Annotated in this window: 11 protein-coding genes and 1 pseudogene; 7 read left to right on the top strand and 5 right to left on the bottom strand. The window is 72.2% G+C overall.

The window, feature by feature from the left end; translation table 11 throughout:
- Positions 1–16: 16 nt before the first annotated feature.
- A complete protein-coding gene (locus AB0E24_RS21780) occupies positions 17–994 on the bottom strand; it encodes a D-2-hydroxyacid dehydrogenase family protein (protein ID WP_069862222.1) in 978 nt (325 codons plus the stop codon).
- 297 nt (positions 995–1,291) lie between these two features.
- On the opposite strand from AB0E24_RS21780, the gene AB0E24_RS21775 reads away from it, so the two are divergent.
- The gene (locus AB0E24_RS21775) at positions 1,292–2,101 is read left to right on the top strand and encodes a prephenate dehydrogenase (RefSeq protein WP_100808370.1); all 810 of its coding nucleotides are present in this window, start codon (positions 1,292–1,294) and stop codon (positions 2,099–2,101) included.
- 6 nt (positions 2,102–2,107) lie between these two features.
- On the opposite strand, the gene AB0E24_RS21770 is transcribed toward AB0E24_RS21775, so the two are convergent.
- Together AB0E24_RS21770 and AB0E24_RS21765 are read right to left on the bottom strand one after the other, a co-directional pair.
- Positions 2,108–2,800, bottom strand: coding sequence for a response regulator (locus AB0E24_RS21770; RefSeq protein WP_069862225.1), 693 nt, complete (start codon positions 2,798–2,800; stop codon positions 2,108–2,110).
- The gene (locus tag AB0E24_RS21765; protein ID WP_069862227.1) at positions 2,797–4,485 is read right to left on the bottom strand and encodes an ATP-binding protein; all 1,689 of its coding nucleotides are present in this window, start codon (positions 4,483–4,485) and stop codon (positions 2,797–2,799) included. The genes AB0E24_RS21770 and AB0E24_RS21765 overlap by 4 nt, the downstream gene beginning before the upstream one ends.
- Before the next feature lie 230 nt (positions 4,486–4,715).
- On the opposite strand from AB0E24_RS21765, the gene AB0E24_RS21760 reads away from it, so the two are divergent.
- From AB0E24_RS21760 to AB0E24_RS21750, 3 genes are all read left to right on the top strand, one after another.
- Positions 4,716–5,528 (top strand): ABC transporter ATP-binding protein, encoded by an 813-nt coding sequence (locus AB0E24_RS21760; RefSeq protein WP_069862229.1) that lies wholly within the window; start codon positions 4,716–4,718, stop codon positions 5,526–5,528.
- Positions 5,521–6,396 (top strand): ABC transporter permease, encoded by an 876-nt coding sequence (locus AB0E24_RS21755; protein ID WP_069863058.1) that lies wholly within the window; start codon positions 5,521–5,523, stop codon positions 6,394–6,396. Before AB0E24_RS21760 ends, AB0E24_RS21755 begins: the two co-directional genes overlap by 8 nt.
- Positions 6,397–6,479: 83 nt before the next feature.
- Positions 6,480–7,505, top strand: a complete 1,026-nt coding sequence (locus AB0E24_RS21750; protein WP_069862236.1) for an ABC transporter substrate-binding protein — start codon at positions 6,480–6,482, stop codon at positions 7,503–7,505.
- 73 nt (positions 7,506–7,578) lie between these two features.
- On the opposite strand, the gene AB0E24_RS21745 is transcribed toward AB0E24_RS21750, so the two are convergent.
- The gene (locus AB0E24_RS21745) at positions 7,579–8,691 is read right to left on the bottom strand and encodes an MGDG synthase family glycosyltransferase (RefSeq protein WP_435865307.1); all 1,113 of its coding nucleotides are present in this window, start codon (positions 8,689–8,691) and stop codon (positions 7,579–7,581) included.
- A 135-nt stretch (positions 8,692–8,826) separates the two neighbouring features.
- Here AB0E24_RS21745 and AB0E24_RS21740 point away from each other — a divergent pair, with 135 nt between their 5' ends.
- From AB0E24_RS21740 to AB0E24_RS21730, 3 genes and pseudogenes are all read left to right on the top strand, one after another.
- Positions 8,827–9,645, top strand: coding sequence for an SDR family NAD(P)-dependent oxidoreductase (locus tag AB0E24_RS21740; RefSeq protein ID WP_102933478.1), 819 nt, complete (start codon positions 8,827–8,829; stop codon positions 9,643–9,645).
- Positions 9,646–9,651: 6 nt separating this feature from the next.
- A pseudogene (locus tag AB0E24_RS21735) lies at positions 9,652–10,536 on the top strand (DMT family transporter); the annotation flags it as partial.
- Positions 10,537–11,000: 464 nt separating this feature from the next.
- Positions 11,001–11,732: a polysaccharide deacetylase family protein gene (locus tag AB0E24_RS21730; RefSeq protein ID WP_435865306.1), complete on the top strand. Its 732-nt coding sequence runs from the start codon at positions 11,001–11,003 to the stop codon at positions 11,730–11,732.
- Positions 11,733–11,734: 2 nt separating this feature from the next.
- Here the strand turns inward: AB0E24_RS21730 and AB0E24_RS21725 are convergent, their stop codons facing one another.
- Positions 11,735–13,204, bottom strand: a complete 1,470-nt coding sequence (locus AB0E24_RS21725) for a class II fumarate hydratase (RefSeq protein WP_359379106.1) — start codon at positions 13,202–13,204, stop codon at positions 11,735–11,737.
- Positions 13,205–13,207 lie beyond the last annotated feature (3 nt).

The raw sequence follows: 13,207 nt of genomic DNA, 5'->3' as shown, positions 1-13,207 counted from the left end.
GCTCCTCGGGGCTGCGTCAGGCGGCCGGTTCCGGCGGGCTCAGACGGCGGATCGGCGCGCCCTGGAGGTAGGCGTGGATGTCCTCCACCACATCGCCGTAGAACCGCTCGTAGTTGGCCCGGGTGACATAGCCCAGATGCGGGGTGGCCAGCAGATGGGGGAGCGTACGGAACGGGTCGCCCGGCGGCAGCGGCTCGTGTTCGAACACATCGACCGCCGCGCCCGCGATCCAGCCGTCCCGCAGCGCCCGCGCGAGCGCCGTCTGGTCCACGATCGCGGCGCGGGAGGTGTTCACCAGGAGCGCCGTGGGACGCATCCGCCTCAGCTCGGGTGCGCCCAGCAGCCCCCGGGTGCGGTCGCCGAGCACCAGGTGCACCGAGACGATGTCACTGCTCTCCAGCAGCTCCTCCTTGGAGCCGGCCGCCCGCACCCCCGCCGCCTCCGCGCGCTCGGCCGTCAGATTCGCGCTCCACGCGGCCACCTCCATACCGAAGGCACGGCCGACTCGCGCCACCTGGGTGCCGATCCTGCCCAGCCCCAGCAACCCCAGACGGCGGCCGTACAGATCGGTGCCGACGGTGCTCTGCCACGGTCCGCCGTCCCGCACCGCAGTGCTCTCCGGCACCACATGGCGGGCCAGCCCCAGGATCAGCGCCCAGGTGAGCTCGGCGGTCGGTTGTGCCGCGCCGCCGGTGCCGCACACGGTGACGCCGTGGCGGGCGGCGGCCTCCAGATCGACCGACGCGTTGCGCATCCCCGTGGTGACCAGCAGCCTCAGCTTTGGCAGCCGGGCGAACAGCGATGCGCGGAAGGGGGTGCGCTCTCGCATGATGACCACGATCTCGCAGTCCCCGATCGCCTCGGCCACCGCGTCCTCACCGGCGAGGTACTCGTGCACCGGCACCACGTCCACCGCGTCGAGCACACCCGACCAGTCGGCCGACGACAGTGCCACGTCCTGATAGTCGTCGAGCACGGCGCAGCGCAGCTTCATGGGGCTACCTCTGTTTCCTCGGACGGGTACGGTGTTTCTACCACCCGTGTGAAGCCGACCCGGAAACGGGGGCCTGACACGTCGTCACCGCGTTTGCGGCGCCACCCTTCCGGATGACATCGGCTATGCGAGCGCCATGTGACAGACGTGTGTTTTCACCGAAAGTTGGCCTCTCATGGGGTGCTGAGACACGTGTGGTTGTTTTGCGTAGTGGCACACAGGGCACCGCACCGTCTGAACAGCAGGCATAATCGCTGCTGCGATGGGCGCAGACGCCCAGAAAGGGGACGAAGTGAAGTGAACGCGTTGAGCGCGGACAACAGTGTGGGTTCGACCATCGAGGTGCTGGAGGCCGAACTCCCCCATCTCCAGAAGCAACAGGAGGCCCTCAAGGGTGATTTGGAGGCCGTCACCAAGCGGCTGGAGGCGGTCAGCACCGCCCTGAGCAGCCTTCAGGCGCTCTCCACCTCCGCGGTGCCGGAGCAGGCGGGCAACGGTGCCGCAGCCGCGGTGGCGGCGCCCGTGGCCGAGGCCGCCCCGGCCGAGCCGGCCGCGGAGCCCGCCGCCGAGGCCACGGCCGAGGCCGAGCCGGAGTCCACCGAGGACACGGCCGCCACCGGCCGTACCTCCGCCGCCACCCGCAAGGCCGCCATCGGCCGCCAGCGCAGCGGGGGCAAGGCGGGCAAGGCGCCGGCCACCGGACGGGCCACCAAGACGGCGGCCAAGAAGACCGCCGCCGCCAAGAAGACCGCCGCGAAGACCGCGGCGAAGGCTCCCAAGTCCACCAAGGCCACGGTGAAGGCCACCACCAAGGCCACCGCGAAGCCCGCCAAGAACACCAAGGCAGCGGAGAAGGCCACCAAGGAGACCGCCGCCAAGGAGACGGCCACCACCTCCGAGCGCTCCACGGGGCTCGCCGACAGCGTGCTGAACGCGCTGCGCAAGGCCGGCCGTCCCATGCGCGCCCAGGAGGTCAACGAGGCCCTGGGCCGCGACGAGACCCGCACCAATGTGAACTCGGTGCGCAACACCCTCGAGCGGCTGCGCTCCTCGGACCGGGCCCAGCGCTCCGGTCGTGGCCTGTACGAGGCCACGGCCACGAGCTGAGTGCCGTCAGTTCACCGCCACCCATGTGTAGCGGTGTTCGGGGCGGCCGGTGTCCCCGTACTTGAGGGTGAGGCTGATACGGCCCGCATGCTCGAGGTACTTCAGATAGCGCTGGGCCGTGGAGCGGCTGATACCGGTGCGCTCCGCCACTTCATGGGCGGAGAGCGGATGGTCGGCCTTGTCCAGGACCCGGCGTATGAGGTCGACGGTGGGCGCGGAGTGGCCTTTGGGGAGGGAGGGACCGGAGGTGTCGGCGGCCGCGAAGGCGCCGAAGATCCGGTCCACCCTCTCCTGGCCGGTCTCGCCGCGCCCGCCGACGTCCTGGAGGGTGCGGCGCAGTCCCGCGTAGGCGTCCAGCTTGCCCCGCAGCCCGGCGAAGCTGAACGGCTTGACCAGGTACTGCAACGCGCCATGGCGCATCGCGGCCTGGACGGTGGTCACATCACACGCCGCCGTCACCATGATGACGTCGGCGTGGTGGCCCAGCTGGCGCATCCGCCGCACCAGTGTCAGCCCGGTCTCGTCCGGCAGATAGTGGTCGAGCAGTACGAGGTCGACCGGGGTGCGTTCGAGGGTGGCGAGGGCCTGGGCGGCGGTATGGGCGCGGGCGGTGACCCGGTAGCCGGGCACCTGGGCCACATACGCAGCGTTGATCTCGGCGACGTGGAAGTCGTCGTCCACGACAAGAACGTCGATCATCGTGACTCTCCTGCTGCGGTGAACTCATGAGTGGGTGTGTCGTTCCCGGTGAGGGCCTCGGGCAGGACGACGGTGAACACCGCCCCGCCACCGGCCCGGGCGGTGACCCGGGCCATCCCCCCGTAACGCTCGGCCAGCCGCCGTACCAGGGCCAGTCCGATGCCCCGGCCGCGCGGCGACACCGTGGCGGACCCCTCGTGGGCACCGGGGCCGGCCTCCGGGGAGCTGGGGAGGGCGGGCGGTTTGGTGGACCAGCCCTCGGTGAAGATCTGTTCGCGCATCCCCGGTGGCACCCCCGGGCCGGTGTCGCTCACCCGCAGCACGGCGGTGGTGCCCTCGGCCCTCAGCTCGACCTCGATGGACGGAGCGGGGGAGGGGTGTGCGGCCACGGCCTCCAGCGCGTTGTCGATGAGGTTGCCGAGCACGGTCACCAGATCGCGCGGATCGACCACCCGCGCGGGCAGCAGGGTCGAAGGCGAGATGCGCAGGGCGACCCCGCGCTCGGCCACGATGGCCGACTTGCCGACCAGCAGCGCCGACAGCAGCGGATCGTGCACCCGTTCGGAGATCTGCTCGGCCGAGGCGCGCCGGGCGTGGGTGAGCTCGGCCACGAACTGCGCCGCCCGCTCGTGCAGTCCGAGCTCCAGCAGCCCCAGCAGGGTGTGCAGCCGGTTGGCGTGTTCGTGGTCCTGGGCGCGCAGCGCGTCCAGCAGGCCACGGGTGCTGTCCAGCTCGCGGCCCAGCAACTCCAGCTCGGTGCGGTCGCGCAGCGTGGCCACCGCCCCGCCGTCCTTGGTCGGCATGCGGTTGGCGACCAGCACCCGGCCGCCGCTGACGGTCAGCAGATCCGCGCCGTCCACCCGCCCCGCCAGCACATCGGTGGTACGGCCCGGCGGCAGGGACTCCTCCAGGGTGTGGCCGGTGGCGTTCGGGAGGATCCCGAGCAGCCGTCCGGCCTCGTCGTTGACCAGGCGGATCCGGCCCTGCCGGTCGAAGGCCACGACGCCTTCGCGGATGCCGTGCAGCATCGCCTCCCGCTCGTCGAGCAGCGCCGAGATATCGGCGAACGCGACACCGTGGGTACGGCGGCGCAGATGGCGCGAGACGGCGATCGCCGCCAGGACACCCACTCCGAGCGCCGCTCCCGCGTACAGCAGCAGCCGGGGCACCGCCGCCAGCAGCTGGTCGCGCACGCTGCCGTAGCCGATGCCCACCGACACCGCCCCGATGATCCGTCCGTCCCGGGCGTGCAGCGGCACCTTGGCGCGGGCGGAGCGGCCGAGCGTGCCCACATCGATCTGGAGGACCTCCCGGCCCGAGAGCGCCTCGCGCGGATCGGTGGAGACATGTTCGCCGATCCGGGCGGTGGTGGTGTGCGACCAGCGCACGCCCCGGGAGTCCATCACCACGATGTACAGCGCCCCGGTGGCCCGGCGGATCCGCTCCGCCGCCCGCTGCACCGGACCCTTCGGGGTGGGCTCGGTGGCGGCGAGGTCCCGGGCGATGTCCGGATCGGCCGCGGTGGTCTGGGCGATGGCGAGCGCCTGGTGCATCGCCTGGTTGTCGATCTCGGAGCTGAGCGGGGCCAGGAACAGCGCGGTCGCCAGCACCATCACCCCGGCGGTGATGGACAGCTGCGCGGCGAGTACCTGGCCGGAGACACGCCGAGGCCATCGGATACGCATGACAGGCCCCCTGTCTCCCGTCCCGCGGTCCCGTGCGCGAGCGGTATTACTTCGTCCGTTTATGGTGCTGTGAACGCACCGTAAAGGCGCCGGGGGCGTATGCCCAGTCTCCGTAGCGTTTTCGTTGCGCGGGCGCGAGCAAAACGAGCAGAACGGGGTTTGTGAGCGCAAGGGCGGGTTGTGCTCACAAGACTGCCGCTGTGGCCCGGGTCACTCCTAGCCTCCCGGCCATGAGCAGCCACACCAGCCCCGCCATCGAGCTGCGGGGCACGAGCAAGGCGTTCCGGACTCCGTCCGGGGCCCTCCATACAGCGGTCAGGGATCTCGACCTGACCGTCGGGCACGGTGAGTTCGTCGCCGTCGTCGGGCCCACCGGTTGCGGCAAGTCCACGACACTGACGCTGGTCAGCGGGTTGGAGGAGCCCACCGAAGGCGAGGTGCTGGTGGCCGGTGAGCCGGTCCGCGGCATCGCCTCCAACGTGGGCTTCGTCTTCCAGCAGGACGCGGTCTTCCCCTGGCGGAGCGTGCTGTCGAATGTGATGGCCGGCCCGCGCTTCCGCGGGGTGCCCAAGGCTGAGGCGAAGGAGCGGGCCCGCGAGTGGCTGGCCCGGGTCGGCCTCTCCTCCTTCGAGGACCGCTATCCGCATCAGCTGTCGGGTGGCCAGCGCAAGCGCGTGGCGCTCGCGTCGACCTTCGTCAACGACCCCGAGATCCTGCTCATGGACGAGCCGTTCTCGGCGCTCGATGTGCAGACCCGTGCGCTGATGTCGGACGAACTGCTGGAGCTGTGGGCGGGGACCGGCGCATGTGTCGTCTTCGTCACCCACGATCTGGAGGAGTCCATCGCCCTGGCCGACAAGGTCGTGGTGATGACGGCCGGACCGGCCACCGTCAAGGAGGTCTTCGAAATCGACCTGCCCCGGCCCCGCAAGGTGGAGTCGGTGCGGCTGGAGCCGCGGTTCGTGGAGATCTACCGGGAGATCTGGTCCTCGCTCGGCGAAGAGGTCCGCATCACCCGTGAGCGAGGTGCCGTCGATGCCTGAGACCCTCTCCGCCAAGGCCGCCCCCGCGCTCGGCAAAACACCCGGTACGAACCGCTCCGCGGCCCGGGCGCGCGCGGCCCGCAAGCGTGCCGTCCTCGTCCAGTCCACCCGCGCCCTGGTGCTCCTCGGCGTCATCGGGCTGTGGGAATGGATGTCCCGGGCCGAGGTCATCGACCCCTTCAACTTCTCGATGCCCTCCAAGATCTGGGCCCAGCTCAAGCAGTGGGCGCTGCACGGCACCGCACAGGGCTCGCTGTGGGAGCAGATCTGGTACACGCTCTACGAGGCGCTCCTGGGCTGGGGCATCGGCGTCGTGGCCGGTGTGGTCCTGGGGATCGCGTTCGGCCGGATCGCGTTCCTCGCCGATGTGCTCGGCCCGTACATCAAGGTGCTCAACGCACTGCCGCGTATCGTGCTCGCGCCCATCTTCCTCATCTGGTTCGGCCTCGGCCCGGCCTCGAAGGTCGCCTCGGCCGTCGTCCTGGTCTTCTTCCCCGTCTTCTTCAATGCCTTCCAGGGCGCCCGGGAGGTCGACCGCAACCTGGTGGCCAACTCCCGGATCCTCGGTGCGAGCAACCGCCAGGTCACCCTTCAGGTGGTGATCCCCTCCGCCACCTCATGGATCTTCACCAGCCTCCATGTCAGCTTCGGCTTCGCCCTCATCGGCGCCATCGTCGGCGAGTACATCGGCGCCACCAAGGGGCTCGGCCTGCTGGTGTCCTCCTCGCAGGGCACCTTCAACGCCGCCGGTGTGTACGCCGCCATGGTGATCCTCGCCGTGGTGGCCCTGCTCGCCGAGGGGCTGCTGACCTTCCTGGAGAAGCGGCTCTTCCGCTGGAAGCCCGCCCAGCCGGGCGAGGACCGCTGAGTCCCCCGCCTCCCCCTCCCCGGCTCCCGCCCCGCCCCCGCCCTCCTCTTCTCAGCTCATCACCGCTCACAAGGACGTGACCCATGCGCAGCAGTGCCAAGTTCTCCGCGGCAGCCGTCGCCGCGGCGCTCGCTCTCACCACCCTCACCGCCTGCGGCGGTGACTCCGACTCGGGCGGGGACGGCAAGGTCAAGATCATGGTGGGTGGCCTGGACAAGGTCATCTACATGCCGGCGATGCTCACGCAGCGGCTCGGCTACTTCAAGTCGGAGGGCCTGAAGGTCCAGCTGCTCACCGAGCCCGCCGGGGTGCAGGCCACCACCTCGCTGATCGCGGGCGACGTCCAGGGCGTCGTCGGCTTCTACGACCACACCCTCGATCTCCAGGTCAAGGGCAAGCAGGTGGAGTCCGTCGTCCAGCTCGCCCAGGCCCCCGGCGAGGTCGAGGTGGTCTCCAACAAGGCGGCGGGCGAGATGAAGTCCCCCAAGGACTTCAAGGGCAAGAAGCTCGGGGTCACCGGTCTGGGCTCGTCCACGGACTTCCTGACCAAGTACCTCGCGGTCGACGGCGGGGTGAAGACCAGCGAGTTCACCCCGGTGGCGGTCGGCGCGGGCCAGACCTTCATCTCGGCCCTGAAGCAGGGCTCCATCCAGGGCGGTATGACGACCGATCCGACGGTCGCCCAGATCGTGGAGCAGAAGATCGGCAAGGTCCTGATCGACATGCGCACACCCGAGGGCTCCAAGCAGGCGCTCGGCGGCCTGTACCCGTCCTCCTCGCTCTACATGAACACCGACTGGGTGAACGGCCACAAGGAGACGGTGCAGAAGCTGGCCAACGCCTTCGTGAAGACCCTGAAGTGGATGTCCACCCACTCGGCCGAGGACATCGCCGCCAAGATGCCGAGCGACTACGCGCAGGGCGGTGCGAAGCTCTACGCGGAGGCCATCAAGAGCACCCTGCCGATGTTCACCAAGGACGGGGTGATGCCCTCGGACGGCCCGGCGACCGTCGAGCGCGTCCTCAAGGCGTTCAACCCCAATCTGAAGAACGCCACGGTGGACCTGAAGAAGACCTACACCACCGAGTTCGTCGAGAAGGCGGGCTAGAACCTTCGAAGGGCAGGCTCCCGAAGGCAGAGCCGCTCGAAGGGCCGAGCCTCGCGGATGAGCCCCGCGGCGTTCACCTCGACGCCGCCGTCCGGGCGACCATATCGGTCAGCCGGACGGCGGCGTCGTCGGCGAACAGCCGGCGGCCCGCCGCGATACGGCGCTCCCGCCACGCGGAGGGCTCGGTGACCACATCGAGCAGCCGCACCAGCTCCCATGAGTCCCGTGCGCGGTCCGAGAGCCCCAGCTCGGCCATCCGCCGTACGCCCTCCCGCCCATGGCCCGGGATGGGGCGGTAGCCGATCACGGGCACCCCGGTGGCCAGCGCCTCCAGCGCGGTCTGACCGGCCGCGTTGTCCACCACGGCCCGTACCGCGGCCAGCAGCCCCGGCATGTCCCGCTCCCAGCCGAGGGCCGCCACCCCCGGCAGGCGGGACAGCTCGGCGCGCAGCCGTTCGTCCCGGCCGCACAGCACCACCGGCAGATACCCCGCCCCGGACAGCAGCCGCGCCGTGTCCGCCACGTGGGTGCCCGCTCCCCACGCCCCCACGGACAGCAGCACCGGTGGCCTCCCGGGCGCGACCGCACCCCAGCGACGCCGCCACCCCGCGGCCCCCGGCGCCGGGGCGAAGAAGCGCGCCGCCACCACCGGTCCGGTGGCCACCGCCGGACGGCCCAGCGCCCGGCGCACCGCCTCCGCGGCATCCGGGGTGACACACAGATGCAGATCGTTGCCCGGGTGCAGCCACTGGCGGTGCACCGCGAAATCGGTCACCACGACCGCGCTGGGCGCCCTCAGGGCCCCGCGCGCCCGGAGCCTGCCGGTCAGCTGCGCGGCCAGATGGAACACCGGGACGACGACGTCCGGCCGCTCCCGCTCCACCAGGGCCAGCAGCCGGGCCTCGGCGAGCGCGGCCAGCGGGGCGCTGCCCGGCCGGGGGCCCTTGCCGGGGCGGAAGAACGCCCGGTAGATGCCCTCGTACACCATCGGGGCCCGGCGGATCGTCGTCCGATAGAACGAACGCAGCCCCGCCCCGATCCCGTGCGGCAGCAACTCCAGCACATCCACCCGGGCGGACCCCTGGCCCCGGTCCGCCAGCCTGCGGACCAGCTCAGCGGCGACCGCGTCATGTCCGGCTCCCATTCCGGCGCTCACAACAAGAAAACGTGCCGACGGCGGGTGCATGACCACCTCCGATGGTGCGAGGCGCGGCTCCTCATGGCTCACTGGAGGTATCCGCTCCGCATGCCGTCAAACCGCGCGCTCGACGGCCGGTGACCCAGGACCAGCGGCCGGTCGGCGGCGAGACAGGGAGATGTCATGATCCGCCCCCTCCCGGACGCACCCCTCGATCGCGGCCATGTGCGGGACACCGGCCACCCCGCCGCCACCGGGACCAGGGTCGCGCTGGTGACCGGTGCCTCCTCGGGTATCGGGGCCGCCATCGCCGACCGGATCGCGGCCGAGGGCGGATGGCGGCTGCTGGTCAGCGGCCGCCACCGGGAACGGCTCGACCGCGTGGCCGCCAGGACATCGGCCCTCGCCCTCCCCGTCGACCTGGCCGCGCCCGAGGGTCCGGAGGCGCTCGTCGAGGACGCCCTCCGTGCCGCCGGACGGGTGGATCTGCTGATCGCCGGGGCGGGCGTGGGCTGGGCGGGCCCCTTCGCCACGATGCCGCCCGCCGCCATCGACCAGGTGGTCCGCGTCGATCTGCTCGCCGCGATGCGCCTGGTCCGCATGGTCGTGCCCCGGATGGAGGCCGAGCGGCGGGGACACATCGTGCTGATCGGATCGGTGGCCGGGACCGTCGGGGTGCGCGGCGAGGCGGTGTACTCCGCGGCCAAGGCGGCGCTCGGCGTCTTCGCCGACGCCCTGCGTCATGAGCTGGGCCGGGCCGGAGTGCGCGTCACCCATGTGGTCCCCGGTGTGGTGGACACCCCGTTCTTCGCCCGGCGCGGCACCCCGTACACCCGCCGGCTGCCCCGTCCGCTGCCGCCCGAGCGGATCGCCGACGCGGTCTGGGACGCCGTCGAGCGCGGGCGGGACGAGGTGTACGTACCGGCCTGGATGCGGCTGCCCGCGGTGGTCCGGGCCCTGGCCCCACGGCTGTACCACCGGTTGGCCTCACGCTTCGGGTGATCCCCGGTGAGCGTCCTGACCGTAGTGCTGGCCCTGCTGTCCGCCCTGGGCAACGGCGCTGCCTCGGTACTCCAGCGGCGGGCCGCGATGGACCAGGTCCGGGAGGAGCGGGGCGTCCGGGGCCCGATGCGGAACCTGCTGCGGCTGGCACGGCTGCTGCGCCGCCCGTTCTGGCTGGCCGGGCTGGCCGCGATGATGCTGTCGGCGGTGGCGCAGGTGGGCGCGCTGGCGGTCGGACGGCTCTCCGTGGTCCAGCCACTGCTGGTCAGCGAGCTGCTGTTCACCCTGGTGGTGGGCAGTCTGGTCTTCCGCCACCGCCCGGACGGCCGGACCTGGCTGTCGTTCGCGATGCTCGCCGCCGGGCTCGCGCTCTTCCTGGTGGCGGCCGACCCCTCCAGCGGCGCCGGCACGGCGCGGAACGGCCGCTGGCTGCCCGTGGGCGTGGCGGTGGTCATCGCCGTGGGTCTCCTGATCTCGGTGGCCCGGGTGCTGCGCGGGGCCGCGCGCGCCGCCGCACTCGGAAGCGCCACCGCCGCGTGTTTCGCCTGTACGGCGGCGCTGATCAAGGAGATGACCGGGCGATTCCCCGGTGGAGTGGTCGAGGTGTTCACCGACTGGCCGCTGTACGCGGTGTGCGTCGTCGGGCTGCTGAGCTTCCTGCTGCTCCAGAGCACCCTGCGCGCGGGCACCCTGGCCGCCTCACAGCCCGCGCTCACCCTCGGCGACGCCCTGGTCAGCATCGCGCTGGGCTGGGTGCTGTTCGGCGAGCGCGTCGAACTGGGGCTGCGCATCGTGCCCGAGGTGGCCGGGATCCTGCTGATGGCGGCCGGGATCGTGGGGCTGACCCGCTCGCCCGCCATGTGCGGCGCCTGGGACCAGGCCGTTCCCGAGCAGCCGCGGAAGGGCGGGGTCTCGCCCCCCGGAAGGGTGAGCGACCCGGGCGCCGGTGGCGGAACACCAGGCGGCGGGGGAGCACCGGGCGGTGGGAGAACACCTGGCGGTGGGGGAGCGGCAGGCGGTGGGAGCGCCCCCGGCGGTGGCAGTGCCCCCGGCGGTGGGAGCGCCCCCGGCGGTGGGAGAGCACCGGGCGGTGGGGGAGCGGCAGGTGGGGGGAGCGTCCCCGGCGGTGGGGGAGCACCGGGCGGCGGGGGAGCGGCAGGCGGTGGCAGTGCCCCCGGCGGTGGGAGAGCACCGGGCGGTGGGGGAGCGGCAGGTGGGGGGAGCGTCCCCGGCGGTGGGAGAGCACCGGGCGGCGGGGGAGCGGCAGGCCGTGGCAGTGCCCCCGGCGGTGGGGGAACACCCGGCGGTGGCGGAACATCCGGCAATGGCGGAGCGCCCGGCGGTGGGGGAGCGCCATGAGCGCCCGCCACCGCTCCGGTGTTCTGGTGCGCAACGCGGCGCTGCTCGCGGCGGCCGCGCATCTCGCACCGGCCGGCACCTGGCTGCCCGGGCCGCGGCGCGTCCTCTTCCCCGCCCTGGCGGGCCGTGGACGGTGCGACCATGTGGCCCTCACCTTCGACGACGGACCCGATCCGCGCACCACACCGCGGTTCCTCCAGGTGCTGGACGGACTGGGCGTCCGCGCCACCTTCTTCGTCCTGGGGGACGGGGTGACACGCTTCCCGCACACCACCGCGGAGATCGTCCGCCGGGGCCATGAGCTCGCCGTCCACGGCTGGACCCACAGCCGCCCCTGGCTGCCCACGGTGTCCCGGGACGCGTCCGAGGTCGCCCGTGCCGCCCGTGCGATACGGCTGGTCACCGGCGTGGCACCGGTGTGGTACCGGCCGCCGTACGGCATCCTCACCGGCGGCCGCTGGCTGGCGGCGGCACGGGCCGGGCTCACCCCCGTCCTCTGGTCGGCCTGGGGGCGCGACTGGACCGCGGACGCCACCCCGGGGTCGGTGGCCGCCACCGTACGGCGCGATCTGCGCGGCGGCGCCACCGTTCTGCTGCATGACACCGACCGCGCCGCGGCCACCGGCTGCTGGCGCGCCGCGCTGGCCGCGCTGCCCACGGTGGTGGCGGAGTGCCGGGCCGCGGGTCTGGAGGTGGGGCCGCTGGCCGAGCACGGGATGTGCCGATGAGCTCAGCCGTCGCGAAGGCGGGCCATCTTCCGGGGGTCCACGATGCGGTCGAAGTCCTCGGCGCCGATATGGCCGCTGGCGATGGCTGCCTCGCGCAGGGTGGTCCCCTCGACGGCGGCCCTGCGGGCGATCGCGGCGGCCTTGTCGTGACCGATCTCCGGGGCCAGCGCGGTGACCAGCATCAGCGAGCGGGTGAGGTACTCGTCGATCCGCTCGCGGTTGAGCTGGACGCCCTCCACGCAGTACTCGCGCAGCTTCTCGCAGGCGTCGGCGAGGATGCGGGCGGAGTGCAGGAAGTCGCTGATGACGAGCGGCCGGGCCGCGTTGAGCTGGAAGTTGCCCCGGGTGCCCGCGTGTGCGACGGCGTTGTCGTCGGAGAGCACCTGGGTGCACACCATCATCATGGCCTCGCACTGCGTCGGGTTGACCTTGCCGGGCATGCTGGAGCTGCCGGGTTCGTTCGCGGGCAGTGTGAGTTCCCCGATCCCGCCGTGCGGGCCGGAGGCGAGCCAGCGGATATCGTCGGCGATCTTCATCAGGGGGACGGCGAGGCCCCGCAGCCCGGCGGAGGCGGCCACCATGGCGTCCACACCGCTGATGGCCGCGAAGGAGTTGGACGCCACCTTGAACGGATGGCCGGTGGCCCCGGCGATCTCCCGGGCCATCGCCGGGCCGAAGCCCTCGGGGACGCCCAGACCGGTGCCGACCGCCGTGCCACCGATGGCGAGCTGGTACAGATCCGGCAGGGTGGCGCGCAGCCGCTCCAGCGCGTCGGAGAGCTGGGCCGCGTAGCCGGACCACTCCTGCCCCACGGAGAGCGGAACCGCGTCCTGGAGATGGGTGCGGCCGGTCTTGACGACGTCGTACCATGCGCGGGACTTGGCGGCGATGGCCTCCTGGAGCAGGCTGACCTGCGGCAGCAGGGGGTCGTGCAGGATGCGCACCGCGGCGATGTGCATCGCCGTGGGAAAGGTGTCGTTGGAGGACTGGCCCAGATTGACGTGGTCGTTGGGGTGCACCGGGTCCTTGCTGCCCATGACGCCGCCGACCAGCTGGATCGCGCGATTGCTGATGACCTCGTTGACATTCATGTTGGTCTGGGTGCCGGATCCGGACTGCCACACATACAGCGGGAAGTGGTCGTCCAGCGCCCCGGAGACCACCTCGTCGGCCACATGGGCGATCAGATCCGCCCGCCATCCCGCCAGTCGCCCCGCCCGGCCGTTGACCAGCGCGGCGGCCTTCTTGACATGGCCGTAGGCGTGGTAGACCGCCTTGGGCATACGGTCCTCGCCGATCGCGAAGTGGACCAGGGCCCGCTGGGTCTGGGCGCCCCAGTACCGGTCGGCCGGGACCTCGACGGTCCCCAGCGCGTCCGTCTCACGTCGGGTGCCGGTGGCGTCGATGCGGGTGGGCAGATCCCGCACCCTCGGGGTGCCCTGGGCACCCCGGCGCCGGTGGGGCGTGTTCATCGC

Origin of the sequence: Streptomyces malaysiensis subsp. malaysiensis (genome assembly GCF_040653035.1) — a bacterium.
GTDB lineage: Bacteria > Actinomycetota > Actinomycetes > Streptomycetales > Streptomycetaceae > Streptomyces > Streptomyces malaysiensis.
Note: the sequence above shows the minus strand (reverse complement) of the source record. Positions and strands in the feature narration are given on the sequence as shown.